This is a genomic window from Nitratireductor aquimarinus, assembly GCF_017255295.1.
Lineage (GTDB): Bacteria > Pseudomonadota > Alphaproteobacteria > Rhizobiales > Rhizobiaceae > Nitratireductor > Nitratireductor aquimarinus.
Window position 1 is genome coordinate 1 of the sequence record NZ_JAFKDE010000015.1, and the last position, 24,724, is coordinate 24,724.

A 24,724-nucleotide genomic window follows, 5' to 3' on the forward strand; every position below is an offset into this window, starting at 1 on the left:
ATGCTCCTTCAAGATGCCAATGATCTGTTCTTCTGAGAACCGTGACCGTTTCATTGCCTGTCTCCTTCGTTGAGGAACAGGCTAACCCAAAATCGGGAACATCTCAGGGGAGCAGGTCACCCGCTTTCAAGGAAAGCCTGCGCCTCTTTGCGTGTAGCAAAGCTCTTGTAGGCGTATCCGGACTTGGTTGACCTGTCGGAATAGCGAACTTGATAGGTGGTGCCTTTGGCCCCTTTTCTTTTTCTAATATCGGACATTCGAATATTATTGTATTATATATTACAGAACACAAAGTATTAATTCAGTTTTTCTCAGCTTCTATATGCAACTCGCGATATATGCGCACAAGCGTACCGCGCTCTATTTTCAGACGCCCTTCAATCGGATCGACGAAGAATGGCAATTTACGTTTGCCGTGAGCGTCCTTGTCGGCAGCGCGCTTCATCTGCCGTTCGCTGAGGTCAACGCCCATTTCTGAGAGCAATGCGCGGGCTTCGTTCAGGTCGATGTAACAAGGTAGCTTCATCAAGGCCTCCTATAGATCGTAGTCTTTGCAGGCTGGCCGATAATGGTGGGTGTCGAGATAATGCACGCTGCCTCCGGTTGGACGGATCACGTTCAGCTGCTCGCCATATTCGTTGGTGGCGATGATTTTGAGGCGTGAGCCGCGCACATACTGGATATTGTAAATGTCGCGAAGCGCGTGAACGTCTTCGAGAACCGCATGCGCCAGCTCTTGAATGCTGATTGTTCCTAACGCAGCATAGTTCACAGTAAGGCCGTGCAGACCGAATGTATTTTTCCCTTTGCTCATTCCTACCTCCAAGCGAAGCGGCACCCCTCTCTCCATAATACAACTAATAGTTGTATATACATACGGATGTATTCTAAGGGCGCAGGCGGTGACCAATGCGTGCTCACGCCCTTCTCGGCGTCTGCTGCGATGCTGCGCGCAGCACTCAGCGAAAGCCGACGTCATGGAATTACGAACGAAACTGCTATTCACCTACGAGGAAGCGGCTGCCGCACTCGCAATGTCGCGGGCGGCCCTGCGCGATCTCGTCTACAAAGGGCGTGGCCCAATCGTAACGAAGATCGGTCGCAGAACGTTCTTCGCGCTGAGTGACCTCGAAGCCTTCGTCACCAAACACCGGGTTCTAACGGGACCGGTTATTGAACACCACGTCGAACGGTCGCGCCGCAAGCGTGGCCGCCCGACTATCGCTGAAATGATGCAATCCCAATCCGTTGTCCTGCACTAGCCCGATTGCGCTGCCTGTGCCACTTTCCCTGCGCCACCGAGCTTGGCGAGTTCGTCGGCAAGATGCTCGGTGGTCAGGTTAGCGTAGCGCTTAACCGACTTCGGGTCCTTATGCCCCGTCTGGGCCATCACCTGAACCATCGACCAACCTGCCTCGAATAGGCTCGATGTGCGCTCGTGCCGGGCGTCGTGAAGCCGGAAGTGCGGAACACCGGCGCGCTCCCGTGCCCGGTTGAATGCAAGGCGGAGGGCATTCGCTGTGATTGGGAACACCCGGTCGTTGTCATTGGCTGCGCCGCTCATGCTACGGAGCTGGTCAAAAACCTCCACGGCGCGGGGCGATAAGGCAACCGGATGGTCAATGACCGTTTGGGGGGGGCGGCTGTTCTTGACCCCGCGCAAGAGTGCTCTGCGAGCCGCGATGTCCACGTCCTTCCATTCAAGCCGCAGCAGATTGCCGCGCCGCGCGCCTGTCTCGAATGCTAACTCCACAAACGGCCGGAGCCACTTGACACGGGAGTTAGCGCAGGCGTCGAGAAAGCGCTCGATCTCCTGTGGTGACAACCTGATATCACGCTCGTCGTTGACGGCCGGACGCTTCACGTCGTCAGTGTTGACCGGATTGACCAAAATGCCGAGACGGCGCTTGCGGTAATCGATCACGCGCTTGATGAGTGTGAGTTCGCGGCGAACGGTTCCCGGCGCTATTGTTTTGGGCGGCTTGCTCGACTTCTTGCCCCTGCTCACGGTCTGTCTCAGGCGACGATCACGATAGGCTTCAAAATGCTCCGGCGTCAGGTTTGCGACGGCATAGGAGCACAACTCCTTTTCCTCCCGCAGAAGGCGCTTAAGGCGTGCACGTTCCGCAACGCGGGAGTCTTCTCCAGGGCGCTGGGCCGTGACCTCCCGCAGGTAGATTTCAATGAGATCGGCCAGCGTCGTGCTTTGCGCGGCGCTCTGGTCGATGAACTGGCCCCGGTCCATTTCGGACTCGACCTTTCGTGCCCAGGCCTGCGCGTCCTTCTTGGTTCGGAAGGTTGCGCTCTGGTTCGGCCAGCCTTTGCGCCGGATTTGTACCGCCCACTGGTAAGGGCCTTTTTCGCGGATACTCGCCATCTGGATCGCTCCCGTGCTGTGACGGGTGTGCCAAATGTGTGCCAGAAAATCGTGAGCACGGTCTGGTCACGCCAGACGCATCATGCAAAATATTGATTTTCATGGGGTTTTTGGCGCACCCGACAGGATTCGAACCTGTGACCTCTGCCTTCGGAGGGCAGCGCTCTATCCAGCTGAGCTACGGGTGCTGGCCGTGGCGGAGGCGGCGAAGCGCCAGCGCGTCGCTTTCATAGCCGAAGCATTCGCATGCATCAACGATGAAATGAATGTTCCGGCAATCCGATTGAAAAGTCGGGGCAGGGCGCGTGGATTTTCTCAATCCGCGTGGGACGGGCTGACCGACAGTCGTTTCCTCGATGCAGGAAGCAGTGTCAGCATTCCTGTTCGGGCGTTTGAGCGTTGACCAAGAAACGGAAGCCGGTTTTCGGGCATTCCGGTGTCCGGTTGATCGTTCAACTTGCCCTTGGCGCGCCCAAACGGACGGTGGCGATCTAGCGCTCGGCCTGTTCCATCATCATGAAGTCAACCAGCCGGTCGGGGTCGCAGATGTGGCGGCGCATTTCGGTGGCTGCGCGGGCGCCGTCGCCGGCCTCGATTGCTTCGAGGATCACCGCATGCTCGTTATGCGACTGGCGCATGCGGTCGAGACGGCGCAGAAGCCAGCGGCGGTAGGGGGCGAGCTTGGTGCGAAGCCCCTCCAGCTGCTCCAGCAGATAGGGATTGCCCGCGCCTCGATAGATAGCCTGGTGGAACTGGAAGTTCAGCCGGTCGAAACCATCCCGGTCGCCGGCATCCACGATGGCCGCCGTTTCCTCGTGTATGGAGCGCAGCTGCTCGATCTGCTGCTGGTTCATGCGCCGCGCCGCGCATTCGGCGGCGAAGGATTCGAGCCCGGACAAAACCTCGAACATCTGCGCCAGGTTCTGCGCCGTGAGCGAGCGCACGATGGCGCTGCGGCGCGGGCGAAGCTCGATCAGACGCTCCACGCCAAGCCTGCGCAGCGCTTCGCGGATCGGCGTGCGCGACACGCCAAAACGCTCCGCAAGCCGGCGCTCGTCCAGCTCGTCGCCCGGCCTGATAACGCCGTCGATGATTTCCTGTTCAAGTTGCCGCGCCAGCCCCTCGGCCAGCGGCTTGTCGTCGGAAACAGTCCTGTGCCTTGCCGTCACCTTGCACCCGCCACCTTGCACCCGCATCCATACCCGGTTTCGAATCTCTTGGCCCTTCTTCCGGCTATTGACAAGCCGGAGCGCCCCAAACTACGTTTTGGTATACCAGATTTAATATCTGGTGTTCAAATGGGAGCGAGAGCCGGGAAACCGGCGGGAGGAGATTTATGAACAGATTCATGGCGGCAGCGCTTGCCTGCGCCGCTTCGGTCATCGCCGTGGAGGCGGCGTCGGCCGAAACCGTTCTGCGGCTCAGCCATTCCTACACCGATGGCGACACACGCGATCTGTGGGCCGATCGAATCGCCGAAATCGTGGCCGAGAAGACCGGTGGCGAGGTGAAGGTCGAGGTCTATCCCAACCAGCAGCTCGGCAAGGCGCGGGCGCAGGCCGATTTCGTGGCGCGCGACCGGATCGATATGGCGATCTACCCGCTGCCCTGGCTCTCGGGAAAAGTGCCGATGGCGGAAATCGGCGCACTTCCGGGCCTCGTCGCTTCCCCGCAGGACGGGCTGGTGTGGCGCGAGCGGGCGATCTGGCCGATGCTGGAGGAGGCAGTGTCGGAAGCAGGTCTGGTGTTCGCCGGCGGTGGCTGGGCCATGGGCACGATCGGCAACAAGGGCGAGGCAATCGTCCTGCCCGAGGATCTGAAGGGCCACAAGGTGAGGGGACTTGGCAAGGCCACCGAGATCATGATGAACGGCTATGGCGCGACGATTACATCGCTGCCAGCGTCCGAAATCTACCAGTCGCTGCAGACCGGTGTTCTGAGCGGGGTGCTGACGATCTATGCGTCCTTTGAAGGGTACAATCTGCAGGAGGTGATCGATCACCTGATGGTCGGGCCGGGTTTTGTGGGCGCGATGCATTCGGTGCTTCTGTCGCCGGGCGTGGAAGAAAAGATCGGCGAGGCGCATTACGCAGCCCTTCTTGAGGCGATTGCCGAATCCGAGGCCTGGTTCGCCGACCAGACAATCGCGGACAACAGGCAGATTGCCGATGCCTTCCGGGAGGCCGGTGTCAGCGTGCACGAGCTCACGGAAGAGCAGGTGGCGCAGTGGCATGATGCGGCGCGTGAGCACGCCTGGGCCTATTTCCGGGAAAGCGTGCCCAATGGCGATGCCGTTCTGAAGGCGGTGGACCAGCCGCGGCAATGAACGCGCTCGATGAAGCAAAGTCAGATTATGGCGGTGCGCCCGAAGGGGCGCCCGCAGCGCAGTCGCCGTTCCTGAAGCTGCTTTTCAGGGTGCGTGCAGTGCTGCACCGCGTGTCGGCCGCCGCAGCCATGGTGTCGGCGGTCGGCGTCGTGGTGGCGTCCGTGGTCATTACCTGGGCCGTGTTTGCGCGCGGCCTGCTTGGCGTCAACACGATCTGGGAGCTGGAATTCAGCGTCTACCTCCTGATCTATGCGGCCTTCCTGTCGGCGGCCTTTACCGATCGCAGCGGCGGTCAGATCAGCGTCCAGATTCTTGCCGGATATCTGAAGGGCCGCGCCGCGCGGGCGCACACCGCCCTGCTTGAGTTCCTGGCGCTCTGTCTTTTCGTGCTGGTCACCTATTCCGGCTGGAACATGTTTCTCCATTCCTGGGAAACCGGCTGGCGCTCGGAAACCCTGTGGGGGCCGCCGCTCTGGGTGCCGCATCTGGCGATCCCGCTCGGCGGAACGCTTCTGGTCATGTCGCTGGCAGTGGATCTGACGATCCGGCTGTGCGGCGGGCGGCTTGATGTGCCGCAGGGAGGGCATCACTGATGGATCCGGTCACGCTTGCCTTCGTATCGGTTGGCATTCTTCTTCTTCTCATTCTGGCAGGGCTGCCCATCGGCTATGCGCTGCTGGGCGCGATGGTGGCCTCTTCCGTTATGGTGGGGGAGCCGCGGGAACTGCTCTACATCGCGGAAACGGCCTTCCAGTCGCTCGATTCCATCGAGCTGGTGGCATTGCCCATGTTCATCTTCATGGGCGCGGTGGTGGCGGTCAGTCCGGCCGGCGCGGATATCTATTCCGCCCTGAGCAGGCTTCTGCCCGTGCCGGGCGGTCTTGGCATGTCGACCATTGCCGGCTGCGCCATGTTCTCGGCCATTTCCGGGTCGTCACCGGCCACGGTGGCGGCGATGGGCTCGTCGGGCGTGCCGGAAATGCTGGCGCGGCGTTATCCGCCGGGGCTCGCCTGCGGCATCGTCGTCGGTGGTGGAACGCTGGGCATCCTCATCCCGCCATCCATCGTGCTTCTGCTTTATGGCGTGGTGACGAAAACCTCCATTGGTCAGCTCTTTCTTGCCGGCATTCTGCCGGGGCTGATGCTGGTGGCGCTGTTCTCGCTCTACACCTGGTTCGTCATGTGGCGGCACCTGAAGCGGCTGACGCCCGGGCAGCGCGCAGAATTCGAAGCACTGGGCGCAGAGCGCGCGGCGAATGGCGGGAATGGCAGCTTTGGGCGTGTCATTCCGTTCTTCGCGCTGATGGCCGGCATCATGCTGGCGCTCTATGGCGGCTGGGCCACGCCTTCCGAAATCGCCGCCGTGGGGGCCACCGCCTCCATCCTCCTGGTTCTGGTGATCTACCGGATCACGAGCTGGTCGGTATGGCGCGAGCTTTTGCTCAAGACGGTGCAGGACACGTCGATGATCCTCATCATCGCCGCCTTCGCCTACACGTTCTCGCAGTTTCTCGCCTTCCACGATGTCGTTTCCGCGATCACCAGCCTGCTGGTCGATGCGTTCGACAATCGCTGGGTGACGCTGTTTGCCCTGTGGTGCGTGATGCTGGTTCTGGGCTGCTTCCTGCCGCCCTTTGCCATCGTCGTGATCGTGGCGCCCATGTTCCTGCCCTTCGTGCTCAGCGCCGGTTTCGACCCGGTCTGGTTCGGCGTCTTCGTGACCCTGAACATGGAGATGGGCTGCATCACACCGCCTCTGGGCATCAATCTGTTCGTGGTCAAGGCCATCGCCCGCAAGGTCGACATGCGCGAGATCATGATGGGTTCGCTGCCCTTCCTGGCGATCCTGGGCATCGGCACGCTGCTGATCACCCTGTTTCCAGAGATCGTCCTTTTCCTACCTTCGCAGATGATGAGATAACCATGTTGCAGTCGCCTTCGGCACAAGCGCGCGCCATCACGCGCATCCAGAGCTACGCTCTCAACATACCAGCCGAGATCACGGCGGCGGGCGTGACCCGCAGTCTCGATCTCTCCGCCGTGGTCTGTACGGTGGAAACCGCCGATGGCCATGTGGGGCACGGATTTACCGCCATCACCGAGGAACGCACCGTCGCCGAGGCCATTCGCGAAGTGGCGGCGCCCGCGCTGGAGGGCATGGACCCGCTGGCGATGGAGGCGATCTGGGAAAAGCTCTTCTGGCTCATGAGCCCGCGCGGCCAGACTGGCTATGCAGCGCATGCGATCTCCGCCGTCGACACGGCGCTGTGGGATCTGAAGGGAAAGATCCTCGGCCAGCCAGTGTGGCGGCTTCTGGGCGGCGCGCGCCGGGACGTGCCGGTCTATGTGACCTGCGGCTTCAATTTCCTCAGCATCGACCAGCTGGTGCAATCGGCGCAGTTCTGGGTGGATGCCGGCTTCAAGCGTCTCAAGATGACGGTGGCGCCCGAGGCGACCCGCCGCCGCGATGTGGTCGACGTTGCCGAAATGATTGCGGAGGATGCGCGCCGGGTGGCCGCAGTGCGTGAGGCGGTCGGGCCGGAAGTGCAGCTTTTCATCGACGCAAACTGCAATCTCGATCCGCACAGCGCGTTCAAACTGGCGCAGGCGGTTGCGCCCTACAGGGTCGACTTCTTCGAGGAGCCGCTTTTGAAAAACGACATCGGCTGGCTTGCGGATCTGCGCCGGCGCTGCCCGGTGCCGCTGGCAGGCGGGCAGAATGAAGGGCTTTCCTACCGTTTCCGCGATCTGCTGGTCGAGAAATGCGTCGACGTTTTGCAGCCGAATGTGGTGATCGGCGGTGGTTTTACGCAGGCCCAGAAAATCGCGGCGATGGCCGACGCCTTCGCAACGCCCATCGCCAATGGCGGCGGCTGGCCGTTCCACAATGCGCATCTGCATGCCGGTGTGTCGAATGGCGGGCTGGTCGAGTATCACGTGCCGGCGGTCAATGTGTGCGAGAAGATCTTCACCGGGCTACAGAAGCCGGAACGCGGCAGGATGAGCCTTTCAGAACGCCCGGGCCTCGGCTTCGATCTGAACATGGAGGCAGTCGAGGCGTTCGCTGCGAGACCGTCGGCTGCCGGTCATGGCAAGGGGTGAGGGGATGGGCGGCAAACCGGTAATCGGCATGATCGTTCCACCGGCGGCGGGCGCTGTGCCGCCGGAACCGCTGGCGCTTTATGCGGGACGGGCTGAATTCATCGCCGAGGGGCTGGCGCTGAAGGCGCTCTCGCCGGAAGGCTATGATGCGGTGATCGAGCGGGTGGAGGAATTGTCCGCGCGTCTGGCGGAGCGGGGCGCGCAGGCAATTTCGCTGATGGGCACATCGCTGAGCTTTTATCGTGGCGCTGCATTCAATGCGGAGCTGATCGCGACGATGGAGAAAGCGTCGGGATTGCCCGCAACAACGATGACCGACAGCGTGCTCGAAGCGCTTGCGGCCCTTGGCGTGCGCCGGCTCGCGGTGGCGACTGCCTATCGCAGCGCCGTCAATGACCGCCTGAAGGCCTATCTGGAGGCCGCCGGATTCGAGGTGACGGTTCTGCGCTCACTCGACATCGAGGATGTGGACGCGATTGCATCCGTGACCAGTGAAACGCTGATCGATCTGGGAGCGGAAACCTGCCGGGCTGCGAAAGACGCAGAGGCGCTCTTCATTTCATGTGGCGGTCTGCAAACGCTTCCGGTGACGGAGCCGATCGAGCAGCGTTGTGGCCTGCCGGTCGTCTCGAGCGCTCTGGCCGGGGCCTGGGGCGCGATGGGGCTTCTTGGCCTTGACCGGCGCGCCGACGGGGCCGGGCGTCTGTTCCAGACCTAGCCTGTCGCAGAAACGAAAACCGCCCGCGAGGCTCGACCACGCGGGCGGTTTGCAGTCTGAAAAGGCCTGTGCCCAGGGTCCTGTCTCTAGAGTGCGTTCACCGCTTCAAGGGCGCGGGCGAGGTCGGCCTGCAGGTCCTCGACATCCTCGAGCCCGATTTGCAGGCGCATGACCGGGCCTTCCTTGGGCGCATGCGCCACGGTGCGGTCGTTGAGCTGCACATGCACGGCGAGGCTCTCATAGCCGCCCCAGGAATAGCCGAGACCGAAATATTGCAGCGCGTCGAGGAAGGCATGGGCTTCCTTCTCGCCCCCGCCATCGAGCACGATGGAGAAGAGGCCGCTCGCGCCGGTGAAGTCGCGCTTCCAGATTTCATGGCCCGGATGCGATTCGAGGCCCGGATGCAGCACGCGCGCCACGCCTTTCTGGCCTTCCAGCCAGCGGGCGAGCGTGAGCGCGCTTTTCTGGTGGCGTTCAAGGCGCACGCCCATGGTGCGCAGGCCGCGCAGCACCTGATAGACATCGTCGGGCGCAGCACACATGCCGAGCGCTCCATGCGTGTCCAGAAGCTGCTCCCAACAGGCTTCATTGGCCGAAACCGTGCCGAGCAAAATGTCCGAATGGCCGCCCGGATATTTGGTCGCTGCCTGGATCGAGATATCGACACCGTGATCGAGCGGACGGAAGAAGAGGGGGGTGGCCCAGGTGTTGTCCATCATGACGATGGCGCCGCCCTTGTGCGCAGCCTCGACGATTGCCGGGATGTCCTGCATCTCGAACGTGCCGGAGCCGGGCGCTTCCGTCAGAACCACCTTGGTGTTCGACTGCATGACCGAAGTGATGTCGGCCCCCAGATGCGGATCGTAATAGGTGACCTCCACGCCAAGCCGCGCCAGCATCGTGTCGGCGAAATAGCGGGTCGGGTGATAGACCGAATCGACAATCAGCACATGGTCGCCCGCCGAAAGGAAGGCGAGCATGGGCACCGTTACGGCCGCAAGCCCCGTGGGGACGATGACGGTTCCGGCAGATCCTTCAAGCTCGTTCATGGCCGCTGCAAGCGCGTCGCTCGTCGGGGTGCCGCGGGTTCCATAGGTGTATTTCTGGTTCCGCGTCGCCATGGTGTGTGCGTCGGGGAAGAGCACGGTGGAGGCGTGCACCACCGGCGGATTGACGAAGCCGTGGAAGTCGCGCGGATTGTTGCCCATATGGGCAAGGCGCGTGTTGTCTCCGACTTTAGTATTAGTCTTGTCGTTCATGGAACCCTGTCGCTTGATTGTCTGCGGCGCTTGCCGGAAGGCCAGGAGCGTTGAAATGCGCCGGAAAAGGCGGGCGGATGGAACGCGATTGTGCGCTGCACGTCAACCGCAAACGGGCGTCTCCTTTGCTTCTGGAACAAGCCTCTTTCACACTTGACCCAAAAGAATTTATCGCATTCGATGGCTGCAGTGCGTGGGAGAGGAAGCGCGTGTCCGTTCGCCTTTTGGGTATTGAAGCTCCACTTCTGGAGTATGCTGCCCGAAGAGCCCGGTGGTCGGCATTCGCCTGCTTCCGCACTGAAAAGTGTCAGGGGATAAGCCCAAAAACAGAAAAAGGGTTCTGAATCATGAAGAAATTAGTCAAAGCGTTGCTCGGCTCTGCCGTGGTCGCAGTCATGGCCGCGCCGGCTTCTGCCGCTACGCTCGACGATATCAAGGCGAAGGGCCATGTGCAGTGCGGTGTGAACACCGGTCTGATCGGCTTCAGCGCGCCCGATGATGATGGCAACTGGACCGGCCTCGATGTCGATTTCTGCCGTGCGCTGGCTGCGGCCATCTTCGACGATCCGGACGCCGTTCAGTTCTCGCCGCTCTCCGCAAAGGACCGTTTCACCGCGCTCCAGTCGGGTGAGGTGGACGTTCTTTCGCGCAACACGACCTGGACCATCAGCCGCGACACCGCGCTGGGTCTCAACTTTGCCGGCGTCACCTATTATGACGGCCAGGGTTTCATGGTGAACGCCAAGAACCTGCCCGACATCAAGTCCGCGCTGCAGCTTTCCGGCGCGACGGTCTGCGTGCAGGCCGGTACCACGACGGAGCTGAACCTCGCCGACTACTTCAAGGCCAACAACATGGAATACAATCCTGTTGTGTTCGAGAAGTTCGAAGAGGTGAATTCGGCCTATGACGCAGGGCGCTGCGACGTCTACACGACCGACCAGTCGGGCCTCTATGCCGTGCGCCTGAACCTGGCCAGCCCGGGTGATCACATCGTGCTTCCGGAGATCATCTCCAAGGAGCCGCTTGGCCCGGCAGTGCGCCATGGCGACGATCAGTGGCTCGATATCGTCAAGTGGACCTATTACGCGCTCGTCAATGCTGAAGAGCTGGGCGTGAACAAGGACAATCTCGAAGAGAAGATGCAGTCCGACAATCCGGAACTGCGTCGTCTTCTGGGCACCGAAGAAGGTGGCAAGCTCGGCACGGATCTCGGCCTGACGAACGACTTCGCTGTCCGGATCGTCAAGCATGTCGGCAACTATGGCGACATCTTCGAGCGCAATGTTGGTGCGGAAAGCCCGCTCAAGATTTCGCGCGGCATCAACGCCCTTTGGACCAAGGGTGGCCTCCAGTACGGCATGCCGATCCGCTGATCGCAGATCGGATTCCGTCAACATAATGCGTGAAAGGCGGTACGCACCGCCTTTCACCATTCCTGGTGAGGATAGCCATGGCCACCCAGCACTCAACTGCGGAGGGCGCGGCGCCTCGTGTGCCGCTGCTCTATGATCCGCGCGTTCGAGGAATTGCCTATCAAGTCCTGGTGTTCGTAGGCCTGTTTGCCCTGGTCTACTGGATCGTCGGCAACACGACAGCCAATCTTCAACGCGCCAACATCGCTTCCGGTTTCGATTTCCTCAAGGGACGCGCCGGCTTCGATATCGGCGACAGCCTGATCGAGTATTCATCCGATTCCACTTATGGCCGCGCGCTGTTCGTCGGCTTTCTCAACACGCTGCGTGTTGCGATTGTGGGCATCATTACAGCGACCGTGATCGGTTTCATCATCGGTATCGGACGTCTTTCGAAAAACTGGCTGATCAACCGGATCTGCCTCGTCTATGTCGAGGTTTTCCGCAACATTCCGCCGCTTCTCGTCATCTTCTTCTGGTATTTTGGCGTTCTTTCGGTGCTGCCGCTGCCGCGTGAGAGCATCGACCTGCCGCTCGGATCCTACATCAACGCACGTGGTCTCTTCGTGCCTGCCTTCCAGTGGGGGCCGGGCGCATGGCTCGTTCTTGTGGCTTTTGCGGTGGCGCTTGTCTTCGTCTTCTTCGTGCGTCGCTGGGCACACAAGAAGCAGATGGCGACCGGCGAACAGTTTCCGGTGTTCTGGACGAGTGTCGGCCTGATCATCGGGCTTCCGGCGCTGGCGTTCATCGTCACCGGTTTCCCGCTGAGCTTCGAGTTCCCCCAGCTGTCGACCTTCAATCTGCGTGGCGGCATGCAGATAAGGCCTGAGTTCCTGTCACTCTATCTGGCGCTGTCGTTCTACACCGCGGCTTTCATTGCGGAGATCGTGCGCGCCGGTGTGGTCGGCGTGAACCGGGGGCAAAGCGAGGCGTCGCATGCGCTGGGCCTGCGCTCGGGCCAGACAATGCGGCTGGTCATCATTCCGCAGGCGCTGAGGATCATCATCCCGCCGCTCACGAGCCAGTATCTCAACCTGACGAAGAACTCTTCGCTGGCGGTGGCCATCGGCTATCCGGATCTGGTTGCAACGGGCGGCACCACGCTCAACCAGACAGGTCAGGCCATCGAGGTCGTCGCGATCTGGCTGATTGTCTATCTCGGGCTCAGTCTGGGAACGGCAGGTCTGATGAACTGGTACAATGCGCGCATGGCGCTGGTGGAGCGGTAAGATGCAAGAACACGATCTTTCCTTCGTCCGCGCCGAAATGGTCGCGAACCAGCCACCCCCCGCCTCCAATCAGGGGGTGGGCTCGTGGCTGCGCAAGAACCTGTTCGCCAACCCCGTTGACACGATTTTCACGCTCATCGGCATCATCCTGGTCCTGTTGATCGTGCCACCGATCATCCAGTGGGCGTTCATCAACGCACAATGGACGGGTTCGGACCGTTCCGTCTGCGCCACGGTGGCGCAGGGCGGCGTCCAGCCGGATGGCTGGAAGGGGGCCTGCTGGGCGTTTGTCGACGCCAAGTTCAAGCAGTTCATGTTTGGCCGCTATCCGGTGGATGAGCGCTGGCGCGTTTATCTGACGGGCGCGATCTTCATCTCGCTCCTGACGCCCCTTCTGCTTCCCAGCGTGCCGCGCAAGGGGCTGAATGCGCTGCTGCTTTTCGTGGCGTTCCCGATTGTGGGCTTCTTCCTGCTTTCGGGCGGCATCTTCGGGCTGACGCCCGTGCCGACGCCGCTGTGGGGCGGGCTTCTGGTGACGTTGGTGCTGGCCTATGTGGGCATCGCCGTTTCCTTCCCGCTCGGCATTCTGCTGGCGCTCGGGCGACGGTCGAAAATGCCGGTGGTGAAGCTTGTCTGCGTGGTCTTCATCGAGACCATTCGCGGCGTGCCGCTGATCACCATCCTGTTCATGGCGAGTGTCATGCTGCCGCTCTTCCTGCCGCCGGGCACCTCGTTCGACAAGCTGCTTCGCGCACTGGTCGGCGTGGCGCTGTTTGCTTCCGCCTATATGGCCGAGGTGATCCGCGGTGGCCTGCAGGCAATCCCGAAAGGGCAGTATGAAGGTGCGGATGCGCTGGGTCTCAGCTTCTGGAAGAAGATGAACCTCGTCGTTCTTCCACAGGCGATCAAGCTGGTCATTCCCGGCATCGTCAACACGTTCATCGGCCTGTTCAAGGATACGAGCCTGGTCTACATCATCGGCATGTTCGACCTTCTGGGGGCGGTGCGTCAGAACTTCTCGGATGCGAACTGGGCGTCGCCCCAGACGCCGATTACCGGTCTGGTATTTGCCGGTTTCGTGTTCTGGCTGTTCTGCTTCGGCATGTCGCGCTACTCTATCTTTATGGAACGCCGGCTCGATACCGGTCACAAACGCTAGAGAGCAATTCCGGGAAAAGCGGGAACCGGTTTCCCGTCCGGAATTGCGCAAGGACCAATAAATTGGAGCGTTTTCGCGATTCAATAAAAAGCGGAAACGCTCTGGGCCGAGAGCCAAGGGGAATTGAACAAAATGGCATCAGAAAACGCCGTTAAAGCAGACGAGCTCCATGCTGACCGGAGCAAGATGCAGATCTCCGATACCGACGTCGCAATCGATATTGTGGGCATGCACAAATGGTATGGCGATTTCCACGTTCTCAAGGACATCAATCTGCGCGTGATGCGCGGTGAGCGCATCGTCGTGTGCGGTCCTTCGGGGTCTGGCAAGTCGACCATGATCCGCTGCATCAACCGTCTGGAGGAGCATCAGAAGGGCAAGATCGTCGTGGACGGGATCGAGCTCACCAACGATCTGAAAAAGATCGATGAGGTGCGGCGCGAAGTCGGCATGGTGTTCCAGCACTTCAACCTGTTTCCGCATCTGACCATTCTGGAAAACTGCACGCTCGCCCCGATCTGGGTGCGCAAGACGCCCAAAAAAGAGGCCGAGGCGACCGCGATGCACTTTCTGGAGCGGGTCAAGATCCCTGAACAGGCGAACAAGTATCCGGGCCAGCTTTCGGGCGGCCAGCAGCAGCGCGTGGCGATTGCCCGCGCGCTGTGCATGAACCCGCGCATCATGCTGTTCGATGAGCCGACCTCAGCACTTGATCCCGAGATGATCAAGGAGGTGCTCGACACCATGGTTGATCTCGCCGAAGAAGGCATGACGATGATCTGCGTGACCCACGAAATGGGCTTTGCCCGTCAGGTGGCGAACCGCGTGATCTTCATGGATCAGGGGCAGATCGTCGAGCAGAACACCCCGGCGGAGTTCTTCGACAACCCGCAGCACGAGCGCACAAAACTGTTCCTGTCGCAGATCCTGCACTGACCGCAGGCGCTCCGGCGCAGACACCAAACGCCGCGTTTCCTCACGGGAGCGCGGCGTTTTGCATTTTGGGGGATGAACCGGGAAGAGAGCGGCGGGCAGGGGCTGTCAGCCCGCCTCAGCTTTCAGGAGCCGCTTCTGCGTCGAAACCGTAGAGCCAGTCGAAATCCGCCATCAGCGCTTCCTGGCTGCGTGTCTTGAGCACAGCATCGCGCACAAGCGCCACGGGACCGCTGGCGTGCCAGGTGAAGCGGTTGAACGCGCCGCGTCGGGCGACGCGGCTCACGCGCGGTTTGCGCTGCGCCTCATAGGCCGCAAGCGCCACAGAAGGCGCATCGCGGTGCTTCGCGACAAGATTGGCAAGCACGGTCGCATCTTCAATCGCCATGCCGGCGCCCTGCGCCGCAAAGGGCGGCACCGCATGGGCGGCATCACCGATCAATGCGAGGCCCTCGGGCTTTGTCCAGGCATCGGCCGCGTCCACCTGATGGATGGGCCAGACGGTCCAGGAGGCATGTCTGCTGGCGGCCAGCCGGGCAAGGGCGGGATTGGCGCTGGCGAGCGTCTTTTTCAGCGGCGCGTCGTCAGCATCCTGCGCCCAGGCGTTGAGCGGCACTTCGCCCGGCACAATCGCAACCAGATTGATCGCCCTGCCGCCACTGATCGGATAGGCGACCAGATGGAATTTCGGGTGCATGAATGCCGTAACCTGGTCAGGCTGGATCGCACCGTCGCCGGCAGCCAGCGCCTCTTCGACGGGGACTGTCGCGCGCCAGGCGACGTAACCGGTAAAGCGGCTGCGCACGGCGGTGCGGGCGAGGCGACGCAGATGCGACCAGACCCCGTCTGCCGCGATCAGGAGGGGCGTGTGCACCTCTTCGCTTTCGCCGTCCCGCAGGATCTGAAGGCGTGGACGACCGGCGTGGAAAACGGCTTTCTCGGCCAGTGCGCCGGTGACGATCTCGATCAGCGGTTGCTGGCGCGCACGGTTCAGAAGGGCTGCCTGCAGATCGGCGCGGTGCACCACAAGATAAGGTGCGCCCCAGCGGGCCTGTGCGGCCGCACCGAGCGGAACATGGGTGAGGGGGGCGAGTGTCGCAGCCTTCTTGAGAACGACGGCCTGCGGCTCCACGGCCGAAGCGCGCAGTTCCTCAAGCACGCCCAGCCTGTCGAGCAGGCGGGTCGCGTTGGGCGAAAGCTGAAGGCCGGCCCCCACTTCGTGGAGTTCCGGCGCACGCTCATAGATGCGCGAGGCAAGACCATGCCGCGCCAGGGCAAGTGCTGCCGTCAGCCCGGCAACGCCGGCGCCGACGATGATTGCTGCTGGTTCGTCCGTCATCGGCCTGCGGGCCGATCAGGCCGCTTCGTCGTAAATGCAGCCCTCGGGCTTCGTGTCCGTCGCCTTCAGCGCCGGATTGTAGCGGTAAAGCGTCGAGCAATAGGGGCAGACCCGCTCGTTCTCATCGCCCATGTCGATGAACACATGCGGATGATCGAAGGGCGGATTCGCACCGACGCACATGAATTCCTTCACGCCGATTTCGATTGCCTGGTGTCCGTTGGTGTTCTGGAAATGGGGAATGGCTGATCCGGCCATCATCTTCTCCCGCTTGGAATGCGTTGGAAAGTCGCTTGCGTTTGTAGCATAAACTGCGTCTTTGCAAGCCTCTGATATGAAACTGTCATAAAACCATGTCACGAGGTACACTGGGCCACCAGTAGACAACGGCCCGTGCTGTGGAAATCAAGGGGCGCAGGCAGGATCATGAACCAGTTGAAGCCGGTCACGAAAGAATTTTCCGTTGATGGCGGACCGACTGGGCAGATCGCCGCCGTGGGGCCGGACCGTTTCGTCAATCGCGAATTCTCCTGGCTACAGTTCAATCGCCGTGTTCTCGGCGAGGCGCAGAACGAAAACCATCCGCTGCTTGAGCGGCTGCGTTTCCTGTCGATCTCGGCCGACAATCTCGATGAGTTCTTCATGGTGCGCGTCGCCGGTCTTGCCGGTCAGGTGCGCGAGCACATCGCCACGCGCAGCGCCGATGGCCGCACGCCGGAAGAGCAGCTTGAGCATGTGCTGCGCGAGGTGGCCGGACTGCAGAACGACCAGCACGCCAGCCTGAATGCACTGCTTGACCTTCTGCGCAAGGAAGGCATTGAACTGGTGCGCGCCGATGCGCTGAACCCAGTCGACATGCAATGGCTCGAAGATCACTTCATGGAAGCGATTTTCCCGGTTCTGACGCCGCTTTCCATCGACCCGGCGCACCCGTTCCCGTTCATCCCGAATCTCGGCTTCTCCATTGCGCTCGAACTCCAGCATGAGGGCGAACTGGAGCCGATGACGGCGCTTCTGCGCCTTCCGGTGGCGCTCAAGCGCTTCATCCAGCTTCCGGTGCACAATGGCACGGTGCGTTTCATCACGCTGGAAGATGTCGTCAACCTGTTCATCGGCAAGCTGTTCCCCCGTTACAAGGTCATCGGTTCGGGCACGTTCCGCCTCATTCGCGACAGCGATATCGAGGTGGAGGAAGAGGCCGAGGATCTGGTGCGCCTCTTCGAATCGGCGCTCAAGCGCCGCCGCCGCGGCTCGGTGATCCGGATCGAGTTCGACGACGAGATGCCCGAAGGCCTGCGCGACTTCGTCGCCAGCGAGCTGGGCGTTGCCGAAAACCGCATCACGGTTCTGGAACGGCCGCTGGCGATCAACCAGATTTCCGAGATCGTGAAGGTGCCGCGCGAAGACCTGCTCTTCTCGCCCTACAATCCGCGTTTCCCGGAGCGCATTCGCGAGCATAATGGCGACTGTTTCGCCGCCATCCGCGAGAAGGACCTTATCGTCCACCACCCGTATGAATCCTTCGATGTCGTGGTGCAATTCCTGCGCCAGGCGTCGCTGGACCCGGAAGTGGTGGCCATCAAGCAGACGCTTTACCGCACCTCCAATGACAGCCCCATCGTGCGGGCGCTCATCGAGGCGTCGGAGGCCGGCAAGTCGGTCACGGCGCTGGTGGAGTTAAAAGCCCGCTTCGACGAGGAAGCAAACATCCGCTGGGCGCGCGATCTGGAGCGTGCCGGCGTGCAGGTCGTGTTCGGCTTCCTCGAACTGAAAACCCACGCCAAGATGTCGCTCGTGGTGCGCCGCGAGGAAGGCAAGCTGCGCAACTACTGCCATCTGGGCACGGGCAACTATCACCCGATCACCGCGCGCATCTATACGGATCTGTCCTATTTTACGGATGATCCGGAAATCGCGCGCGACGTGGCGCAGGTGTTCAATTTCATCACCGGCTACGCCGAGCCCGATGGCGAAATGCGCATTGCCGTGTCGCCATTCTCGCTGCGCAACCGATTACTGGACCACATTCAGGCAGAGATCGAGCATGCCCGGTCGGGCCGTCCGGCGCAGATCTGGATGAAGATGAACTCGCTGGTTGATCCGCTGGTGATCGATGCGCTCTATGAAGCAGGGCAGGCGGGTGTCGAGGTGGATCTCGTGGTGCGCGGCATTTGCTGCCTGCGCCCGCAGGTGCCGGGGCTGTCCGAGCGCATTCGCGTGAAATCCATTGTCGGCCGCTTTCTGGAGCACAGCCGGATCTACTGTTTCGGCAATGGCCACGGCCTGCCGTCGGATGAGGCGATCGTCTACATCTCGTCCGCCGACATCATGCCCCGCAATCTGGATCGGCGGGTAGAAACCATGGTGCCGATCACCAACCCCACCGTGCATGAGCAGGTCATCGGGCAAATTATGCTCGGAAACATCATGGACAATCAGCAAAGCTTTGAAGTATTGCCGGATGGAACTTCGCGGCGCATTATGCCCGACGAGGGAGAAGAACCGTTCAACGCTCAGGAATATTTCATGACGAATCCGAGCCTATCCGGTCGCGGCAATGCCTTGAAGTCCCATGCGCCGAAGCGGATCACCGCTTTCAGAAAGCGCAGGAAAGCGGACGTCGGGCCCGGTTCACCAACGGACTGACGAGCGCTTACTCTTGGGCATAGCTAATTCTCAGGGCCGGCTTCAGGACCGGCGTCCCGTTTCGGTCATCGATATCGGGTCAAACTCGATTCGCCTCGTGATCTATGAGGGAATCGCGCGCTCTCCGAGTGTGTTGTTCAACGAAAAAATGCTTGCCGGCCTCGGCAAGAGCATCGTCACGACCGGGGAACTGGATCCCGAAGGCGTGACAAGGGCTGTTGGCGAATTCCGCCGCTTTCGCGCGCTGTCCGAGCAGGCCGGCGCGCAGTCTCTCCATGTGCTCGCCACCGCGGCTGCGCGTGAGGCGAAGAACGGTCCGGACTTCATTCATCGGGCCGAAGAAATCCTGGGCACGGACATTCGCGTGCTCACGGGCCGCGAAGAGGCGAAATACTCCGCCTACGGCATCATGTCTGGCTTCCACAAGCCAAGCGGCATTGTCGGCGATCTGGGCGGCGGCAGTCTCGAACTGGTGGATGTCGAGGGCTATGACCTGGAAGACGGCATCACATTGCCGCTGGGCGGCCTCCGGCTCAAGGAGATGTCCGACAACTCCGTCGCCAAAGCGGCGCGTATCGCCCGCGATGAGCTGGCCCGCGCCCCGTGGATGACAGACGGGGCCGGGCGACCCTTCTACTGCGTGGGCGGCACCTGGCGAAATCTCGCCCGCCTGCACATGCTGGAGACCGGCTATCCGCTCGAGGTGATGCACCACTACGAGATGGACATCGAGCAGTCGGTCGATTTCCTCAAACGCGTTGCCGGCGGTGTGGACCGTTTTGCCGGCATCAGCCACATCTCCAAGAACCGCCGCGCGCTTCTGCCTTATGGCGCAACGGTGCTGCAGGAGATCATCCGGTCCTCGCAGCCTTCCAAAATCGTTTTCTCCGCGCTCGGCGTGCGCGAGGGGTATCTCTATTCGCTGCTCGAAAAGGAAGACCGCAAGCGCGATCCGCTGCTTTCGGCGGCCGAGGAGCTGGCGGTGCTGCGTTCGCGCTCTGTCACCCATGCACGGGAGCTCGCGGAGTGGAGCGGACCGGCGATGAAGGCGCTCGGCATCGAAGAAACCGAGGAAGAGGCGCGCTACCGCAGGGCCGCCTGTCTTCTAGCCGATATTGGCTGGCGGGCGCACCCCGAATATCGCGGCACGCAGTCGCTGAACATCATCGCCCACGGCTCCTTCATCGGCATCGATCATCCGGGGAGGGCCTTCATTGCGCTTGCCAATCTGTTCCGGCATGAGGGGCTGTTTGACGATGCGCTGTCACCGCGCATGCGCCAGCTTGCAACGCCGCTTTATGTGGAGCGTGCGCGCATTCTGGGCGGCCTGCTGCGGGTGGTCTATCTGCTCACGGCCTCGATGCCGGGCATCATGCCCAAGCTGAAATGGGAAAAGCGCGATGACGGCACAACCGTGCTTCTCATCCCGCATTCGCACAGGGCGCTGATGGGTGAGCGCCCGGTCGGCCGCATGGCGCATCTGGCCAGGGTGACGGGGCTCAAGCTCGCGCTGGAAGTGGCCGAAAGCTAGAGTTTTTGCAGTCAGACGGTTTTGCCTGAAACCTGCATAAATTCGGAAAATCAAAAAGATAGAGCGGAGAGCTGAATCAACTCTCCGCTCGCAATATTCCTTGGGACAGGACGTCCGTTGAGGTGCCTGGACTATTCAGCCGGTTCGCGCTGAGCGCCCGCCGCAGGCTCGAATATCTCGATCTTGCGCCTGTTGAAGCGCAGGGCGAGTTCGCCGCGCACCAGTTTCAGTGCTTCATCGCCGAACACTTCGCGCCGCCAGCCGGACATGGCCGGAACGTCGGCATCCTCGCCGTCAGCGGCAATGCGGTCGATATCATCGCTGGAGGCCAGCATCTTGGCGGCAACGCCCTGACGGTCGGCGACAAGCTTCAGGAAGACCTTTAAGAGCTCTGCTGCGGCTGCGGCGCCTTCCGGCGCCTGCGGTGGGCGCGGCAGGCGGGGAAGCTCTTCCTTCGGCAGCGCCATGGCCTTGGCGACCGCGCCCAGAAGACCGGCGGCAGCGCCCGAGCGCTCCCAGCCTCTGGGGATCGTGCGAAGCCGGCCGAGTGCTTCCGCATCACGCGGCTGCTGCTGTGCCACTTCGTAGAGCGCATCGTCCTTCACGACACGGCCGCGCGGCACATTGCGTTCGCGCGCTTCGCGTTCGCGCCAGGCCGCAACGTGCTGGAGAATGGCCAGCTCGATGGGTTTCTTGACGCGCAGCTTCAGGCGACGCCAGGCGTCGTCCGGATGCGGATCGTAAGTCTCGCGGGCGGTCAATACGGCCATCTCCTCATTGAGCCAGTGGGCGCGGCCCTCGCGCTCCAGCTGCCCCTTGAGGTGCTGATAGACATCAATCAGATGCGTGACGTCGGCCAGCGCATAGCTGAGCTGCTTGTCGGAGAGGGGGCGTCTACGCCAGTCGGTGAAGCGCGACGACTTGTCGATGCGCGCACCGGTGATCTTGGCGACGAGCTGATCGTAGGAAACGCTGTCGCCGAAACCGCAGACGGATGCCGCCACCTGCGTGTCGAACAGCGGGTGCGGGATCAGCTTGCCCAGATGGTAGACGATCTCCACATCCTGACGCGCGGCGTGGAACACCTTGACGATGTTCTCGTTGGCCATCAGCTCGAAGAAGGGTTTCAGATCCAGCCCGTCGGCAAGCGGATCCACCAGCGCCGTGACACCGGGTGCGGCCATCTGGATCAGGCAAAGCTCTGGCCAGAAAGTCGATTCGCGAATGAATTCGGTGTCGACGGTGACGAAATCGGACTGCTTGAGCGCGGTGATCGCGGCTTCGAGGTCTTTTTGCGTAGTAATCAGCTGCATTCTGCTTCTTTAGGTCATGCGGAGGAAAAAGGAAAGAAAACGCTGTGCAACACGGCTTATCCGTCGTTCGCAGGGCGGGAGTTCCGGCTGCGCCGGGCCATGCGCATGAAAATGGGCGAGGTGCGCAGGAGCGCTGCAAAGCGCGGGCGATGCGCCCTCGGCACGGCCGGGCGCGCGCGCATCCGGTAGATCGTGACGACGATGAGAACCGCATAGATGAGGGCGGTATAGGCAAACAATGCATGCGGGCCGAAACGCTGCATGAGAAGCGAGGCGAGCAGCGGGCCTGCCATGGCCCCGACCGAATAGAAGAAGAGCAGTCCGGCCGCCAGCTGCACGAACTGGTCCTTCTTGGCGTGATCGTTGGCATGGGCCACGGACAGCGAATAGAGCGACATGGCGAACGCGCCGAACAGGAAGACGAGCAGCATGTTCGCCGTGCGGTCATCGCCCGCAAACCAGACGATGATGAGCGCGGAGATCAGCGCACCAATGGTGGTTCCCAGCAGGATCTGCCGCCGGTCGCGCCGGTCTGAGAGCGCGCCCAGCGGATATTGCATCACCGCGCCGCCGATGATGCCCGCGCTCATGAAAGTGGCGATCTCCGACACGCTCAGGCCGATGGACTGGCCGTAAATCGGGCCGACGATGCGGAAGGCGCTGTTGGTGAGACCGACGGAAAGGCAGCCAAAGGCGGCAAGGGGCGAGATGCGCCAGACGGCCGGCAGGTTCAGGCTGAACTCGGCCGGGGGCTTGGGGTTGGAGCGGTCGGCCATGGAGACCGGCACCAGCGAAAGGGTGATCATCATGGCCATCACCGCGAAGACCGTGAACCCCTCAATGCCGAGCGCGGGAAGCATGTATTGCGAGCCGGTCACAGCACCGATGTCGATGATGCGATAAACGGCCAGAAGGCGGGCGCGGTTGCTGTTGCTCGCAGCCGAGTTGAGCCAGCTCTCGATGGTGGTGAAAAGGCTCGAAAAGCAGATCCCCGAGAGAAAACGTATGGCGATCCACGCGATGGGATCGACGAACAGAATGAGAAGCAGGGAGCCTGCCGCTCCCATCGCCGCGAGCGCCGCAAAGGCGCGGATATGGCCGACGGCCCGCAACAGGCGCGGCACGCACAGGCAGCCAATCAGAAACCCGGCGAAATAGGCGCTGCCCATAAGGCCGATCAGCGTTTCGGAAAAACCTTCTTCCGCTCCGCGCAGCGCGATCAAAGTGCCCTGAAGCCCGTTGCCCGCCAGCAGGATGCCTGCAGCGATGAGAAGCGGGATCAGCGGGCGAAGGCTGGACATGGCGGAAGGCCCGGTATTGGCGGCGCGGCCGGTCGCGCCCTTCATGATCGAGCTATAGGCCGGGCTGTGCCAATTCTCTTGAGCCAGGCGGGTGGGCCGATCATCCCAGCCGCCTCATTCGCGTCAAACGTCGCCGTGCGTCGTCGGGCGTCAGTCGTCGTCGGCGTCCGCCAGCATGCCGTCCACCAGATGGATGCGCCGGTCCATGCGCGCCGCCATGTCCAGATCGTGCGTTACAGCCACGACCGTCTTGCCGCGCTCGGTAACCAGGTCGCGCAGGGTCTGGAACACCTGTTCGGAGCTTTTCGAATCGAGGCTGCCTGTCGGTTCGTCGGCGAAAACCATGGGCGGATCATTGGCGAGCGCCCGGGCGACGGCGACACGCTGCCGCTGGCCGCCGGAAAGCTGGTAGGGTTTCTTGTCGCAATGGTCGGCGAGGCCGAGCATGGCAAGCAGATCGCCGGCGCGGTCGCGCATCTGCCGCCGCGAGAGCCTGCCGAGCTTGCGCATCGGGATCTCGACATTCTGACGGGCGGTGAACTCGGGCAGAAGGAAGTGGAACTGGAAGACGAAGCCGAGCATCTCCAGCCGTGTGCGGGCAAGCTCGGCATCGTTCATGGGGCCGGTGTCGCGGCCCTCGATGGTGAGCGTACCACTGGTTGGCCGGTCGAGCAGGCCAAGCAGATAGAGAAGCGAGGATTTGCCAGAGCCGGAGGGGCCGGTAATGGCCACGAATTCGCGCTCGGCAACGGTTAGCGAGACATCCCTGACCAGCGTCACCGGGATGGTTTCCGGCAGGATGCGGGTCAGATTGCGGGCTTTCAGAAGCGCGGTCATGAGGCCCCCCGAATGATGTCGACCGGATGAAGCCTTGCCGCCTTGCGCGCGGGCAGATAGCCGGCAATCGCAGCCGAGCCCAGCGCGAAGGCCGAGGCGATGGCATAGTGCAGGGCGCTCCAGGCTATCGGCAGTTCGGTCATCTCCTGGCCGCCGGCATCGAGTTCGAAACGGATTGAGGAGAGGGCGTAGGTGAGGGCAAAGCCCAGAACCCAGCCCAGAATGGAGCCGGCAGCGCCAATGGCGATGCCCTCGATCACGAACATGCGCTGCATGTCGCTGCGGCTGAAGCCGAGGGATTTCATGATGGCGATGTCGCGCGCCTTCTCATGGGTGATGGTGGAGACGATGTTGAAGATGCCGAAACCGGCCACCAACAGGATTGCCGCCACCACCGCATACATGATGACATTGCGCACCACGAAAGCCTCCATGATGGCCTCGTTCGCCTCCTGCCAGGAAACGGCCTTGTAGCCGAGTTCCGCCTCAATGCGCTGGGCGGCTGTCGTTGCGGCGTAGGGATCGCGCAGTTTGATGCGAATGTCGTTGATGGCGTTGGTCCGCTCGGAGAGGATCTGAGCATTCTTCAGGAGGAGATAGGCCTCGCCCTCGTCGCGGGCCGTGGTGCCGGTGTGAAACAGGCCGGTGATGCGGAAATTGCGCGTCAGGCCCGAAGACGAGACCGCCGTGACCGTGTCGCCGAGATCCGCCCCCAGCTTGTCGGCCATGCGGTCGCCCATGACGATGTTGTTGCCGCCTTCGGACAGGGTGGCGAAACTGCCACGGGTGAAATCCTCGACAATGGGCGAGATGGTGCGTTCCGTTTCCGGTTCGACCCCGACAAGGGCGGCGCCCGCCTCGCGGCCCTGATAGCGCACCACGCCCTGTGTTCTGAGGCTCTGCGCGACATTGCCGGGCACCCAGCCTTCCAGCCAGGCCAGCGCCGCAGTGGGGTTGATGATGCCGCGCCGGTCGTCGGGCGGGCGCAGGCCGGATATCGCGGCCGCATCGAACGCATCTTCGGCCGGCTGGCGGCGGGCGCTGCGGCGCTCGTCGGTGATCTGCACATGCGGCATGGTGTCGATGAGCTGTTCGACGAAATCGTCCTGGCCACCCTGCATGAGCGCCGCCATGGCGATGGAAAAGCCGACACCGACCGCCACACCGATCACCGCCACGAGCGTCTGTCGCCCGCGACCGACGATGTGGGTCATCGCGATGTCGAGGATGAGGCGCATG

General features: G+C 62.0%; 23 protein-coding genes and 1 tRNA gene. 12 read left to right on the plus strand and 12 right to left on the minus strand.

Annotated features, from left to right (window positions below):
* Nucleotides 1–301: 301 nt before the first annotated feature.
* On the minus strand, nucleotides 302–526 hold the full coding sequence (locus JYP46_RS20755; protein WP_206549197.1) for a hypothetical protein: 225 nt from the start codon (nucleotides 524–526) through the stop codon (nucleotides 302–304).
* A 9-nt stretch (nucleotides 527–535) separates the two neighbouring features.
* Nucleotides 536–814, minus strand: coding sequence for a hypothetical protein (locus JYP46_RS20760; protein ID WP_206549198.1), 279 nt, complete (start codon nucleotides 812–814; stop codon nucleotides 536–538).
* Nucleotides 815–977: 163 nt separating this feature from the next.
* Between JYP46_RS20760 and JYP46_RS20765 the strand changes: the two genes are divergently transcribed.
* Nucleotides 978–1,262: a helix-turn-helix domain-containing protein gene (locus JYP46_RS20765; RefSeq protein ID WP_206549199.1), complete on the plus strand. Its 285-nt coding sequence runs from the start codon at nucleotides 978–980 to the stop codon at nucleotides 1,260–1,262.
* Here JYP46_RS20765 and JYP46_RS20770 read toward each other — a convergent pair.
* The 3 genes from JYP46_RS20770 to JYP46_RS20780 all read right to left on the minus strand — a co-directional run bounded on the left by JYP46_RS20770 (nucleotide 1,259) and on the right by JYP46_RS20780 (nucleotide 3,546).
* A complete protein-coding gene (locus tag JYP46_RS20770; protein WP_206549200.1) occupies nucleotides 1,259–2,377 on the minus strand; it encodes a tyrosine-type recombinase/integrase in 1,119 nt (372 codons plus the stop codon). The genes JYP46_RS20765 and JYP46_RS20770 overlap by 4 nt on opposite strands.
* Nucleotides 2,378–2,488: 111 nt before the next feature.
* Nucleotides 2,489–2,565: transfer RNA gene (locus tag JYP46_RS20775), tRNA-Arg, on the minus strand.
* 303 nt (nucleotides 2,566–2,868) lie between these two features.
* Nucleotides 2,869–3,546 carry a GntR family transcriptional regulator gene (locus JYP46_RS20780; RefSeq protein ID WP_206549201.1) on the minus strand — a complete coding sequence of 226 codons (678 nt, stop codon included), beginning with the start codon at nucleotides 3,544–3,546 and terminating at the stop codon, nucleotides 2,869–2,871.
* A 167-nt stretch (nucleotides 3,547–3,713) separates the two neighbouring features.
* Here JYP46_RS20780 and dctP point away from each other — a divergent pair, with 167 nt between their 5' ends.
* From dctP to JYP46_RS20805, 5 genes are read left to right on the plus strand one after another with little or no spacing between them, the layout of a single operon-like run.
* A complete protein-coding gene (gene dctP / locus JYP46_RS20785) occupies nucleotides 3,714–4,703 on the plus strand; it encodes a TRAP transporter substrate-binding protein DctP (RefSeq protein WP_206549202.1) in 990 nt (329 codons plus the stop codon).
* A complete protein-coding gene (locus tag JYP46_RS20790; RefSeq protein ID WP_206549203.1) occupies nucleotides 4,700–5,296 on the plus strand; it encodes a TRAP transporter small permease in 597 nt (198 codons plus the stop codon). The genes dctP and JYP46_RS20790 overlap by 4 nt, the downstream gene beginning before the upstream one ends.
* Nucleotides 5,296–6,624, plus strand: coding sequence for a TRAP transporter large permease (locus JYP46_RS20795; RefSeq protein WP_206549204.1), 1,329 nt, complete (start codon nucleotides 5,296–5,298; stop codon nucleotides 6,622–6,624). The genes JYP46_RS20790 and JYP46_RS20795 overlap by 1 nt, the downstream gene beginning before the upstream one ends.
* Nucleotides 6,625–6,626: 2 nt before the next feature.
* Nucleotides 6,627–7,805 (plus strand): mandelate racemase/muconate lactonizing enzyme family protein, encoded by a 1,179-nt coding sequence (locus JYP46_RS20800; protein ID WP_206549205.1) that lies wholly within the window; start codon nucleotides 6,627–6,629, stop codon nucleotides 7,803–7,805.
* A 4-nt stretch (nucleotides 7,806–7,809) separates the two neighbouring features.
* The gene (locus tag JYP46_RS20805) at nucleotides 7,810–8,523 is read left to right on the plus strand and encodes an arylmalonate decarboxylase (RefSeq protein ID WP_206549206.1); all 714 of its coding nucleotides are present in this window, start codon (nucleotides 7,810–7,812) and stop codon (nucleotides 8,521–8,523) included.
* Between the two features lie 86 nt (nucleotides 8,524–8,609).
* Here JYP46_RS20805 and JYP46_RS20810 read toward each other — a convergent pair whose 3' ends face one another.
* Nucleotides 8,610–9,782, minus strand: coding sequence for a cystathionine beta-lyase (locus tag JYP46_RS20810; RefSeq protein WP_206549207.1), 1,173 nt, complete (start codon nucleotides 9,780–9,782; stop codon nucleotides 8,610–8,612).
* Nucleotides 9,783–10,129: 347 nt separating this feature from the next.
* Between JYP46_RS20810 and JYP46_RS20815 the strand changes: the two genes are divergently transcribed.
* The 4 genes from JYP46_RS20815 to JYP46_RS20830 all read left to right on the plus strand — a co-directional run bounded on the left by JYP46_RS20815 (nucleotide 10,130) and on the right by JYP46_RS20830 (nucleotide 14,521).
* The gene (locus JYP46_RS20815) at nucleotides 10,130–11,158 is read left to right on the plus strand and encodes an amino acid ABC transporter substrate-binding protein (RefSeq protein ID WP_206549208.1); all 1,029 of its coding nucleotides are present in this window, start codon (nucleotides 10,130–10,132) and stop codon (nucleotides 11,156–11,158) included.
* 77 nt (nucleotides 11,159–11,235) lie between these two features.
* Nucleotides 11,236–12,426 carry an amino acid ABC transporter permease gene (locus JYP46_RS20820; RefSeq protein ID WP_206546726.1) on the plus strand — a complete coding sequence of 397 codons (1,191 nt, stop codon included), beginning with the start codon at nucleotides 11,236–11,238 and terminating at the stop codon, nucleotides 12,424–12,426.
* 1 nt (nucleotide 12,427) lies between these two features.
* The gene (locus JYP46_RS20825) at nucleotides 12,428–13,585 is read left to right on the plus strand and encodes an amino acid ABC transporter permease (RefSeq protein WP_206546725.1); all 1,158 of its coding nucleotides are present in this window, start codon (nucleotides 12,428–12,430) and stop codon (nucleotides 13,583–13,585) included.
* Nucleotides 13,586–13,717: 132 nt separating this feature from the next.
* Nucleotides 13,718–14,521 carry an amino acid ABC transporter ATP-binding protein gene (locus JYP46_RS20830; RefSeq protein WP_113154863.1) on the plus strand — a complete coding sequence of 268 codons (804 nt, stop codon included), beginning with the start codon at nucleotides 13,718–13,720 and terminating at the stop codon, nucleotides 14,519–14,521.
* Nucleotides 14,522–14,636: 115 nt separating this feature from the next.
* Here the strand turns inward: JYP46_RS20830 and JYP46_RS20835 are convergent, their stop codons facing one another.
* Together JYP46_RS20835 and JYP46_RS20840 are read right to left on the minus strand one after the other, a co-directional pair.
* Nucleotides 14,637–15,857 (minus strand): FAD-dependent monooxygenase, encoded by a 1,221-nt coding sequence (locus tag JYP46_RS20835; RefSeq protein ID WP_206549209.1) that lies wholly within the window; start codon nucleotides 15,855–15,857, stop codon nucleotides 14,637–14,639.
* 15 nt (nucleotides 15,858–15,872) lie between these two features.
* A complete protein-coding gene (locus JYP46_RS20840; protein ID WP_113156251.1) occupies nucleotides 15,873–16,115 on the minus strand; it encodes a zinc-finger domain-containing protein in 243 nt (80 codons plus the stop codon).
* 168 nt (nucleotides 16,116–16,283) lie between these two features.
* Between JYP46_RS20840 and JYP46_RS20845 the strand changes: the two genes are divergently transcribed.
* Nucleotides 16,284–18,503, plus strand: a complete 2,220-nt coding sequence (locus JYP46_RS20845) for an RNA degradosome polyphosphate kinase (RefSeq protein ID WP_206546723.1) — start codon at nucleotides 16,284–16,286, stop codon at nucleotides 18,501–18,503.
* 13 nt (nucleotides 18,504–18,516) lie between these two features.
* Nucleotides 18,517–20,034, plus strand: coding sequence for an exopolyphosphatase (gene ppx, locus JYP46_RS20850; protein WP_206549210.1), 1,518 nt, complete (start codon nucleotides 18,517–18,519; stop codon nucleotides 20,032–20,034).
* Nucleotides 20,035–20,165: 131 nt separating this feature from the next.
* Here the strand turns inward: ppx and rnd are convergent, their stop codons facing one another.
* The 4 genes from rnd to JYP46_RS20870 all read right to left on the minus strand — a co-directional run bounded on the left by rnd (nucleotide 20,166) and on the right by JYP46_RS20870 (nucleotide 24,723).
* The gene (gene rnd / locus JYP46_RS20855) at nucleotides 20,166–21,347 is read right to left on the minus strand and encodes a ribonuclease D (protein WP_206549211.1); all 1,182 of its coding nucleotides are present in this window, start codon (nucleotides 21,345–21,347) and stop codon (nucleotides 20,166–20,168) included.
* Nucleotides 21,348–21,403: 56 nt separating this feature from the next.
* On the minus strand, nucleotides 21,404–22,648 hold the full coding sequence (locus JYP46_RS20860) for an MFS transporter (RefSeq protein ID WP_206549243.1): 1,245 nt from the start codon (nucleotides 22,646–22,648) through the stop codon (nucleotides 21,404–21,406).
* A 150-nt stretch (nucleotides 22,649–22,798) separates the two neighbouring features.
* Nucleotides 22,799–23,485: an ABC transporter ATP-binding protein gene (locus JYP46_RS20865; RefSeq protein ID WP_206549212.1), complete on the minus strand. Its 687-nt coding sequence runs from the start codon at nucleotides 23,483–23,485 to the stop codon at nucleotides 22,799–22,801.
* Nucleotides 23,482–24,723 (minus strand): ABC transporter permease, encoded by a 1,242-nt coding sequence (locus JYP46_RS20870; protein ID WP_206546720.1) that lies wholly within the window; start codon nucleotides 24,721–24,723, stop codon nucleotides 23,482–23,484. The genes JYP46_RS20865 and JYP46_RS20870 overlap by 4 nt, the downstream gene beginning before the upstream one ends.
* Nucleotide 24,724: the final 1 nt, after the last annotated feature.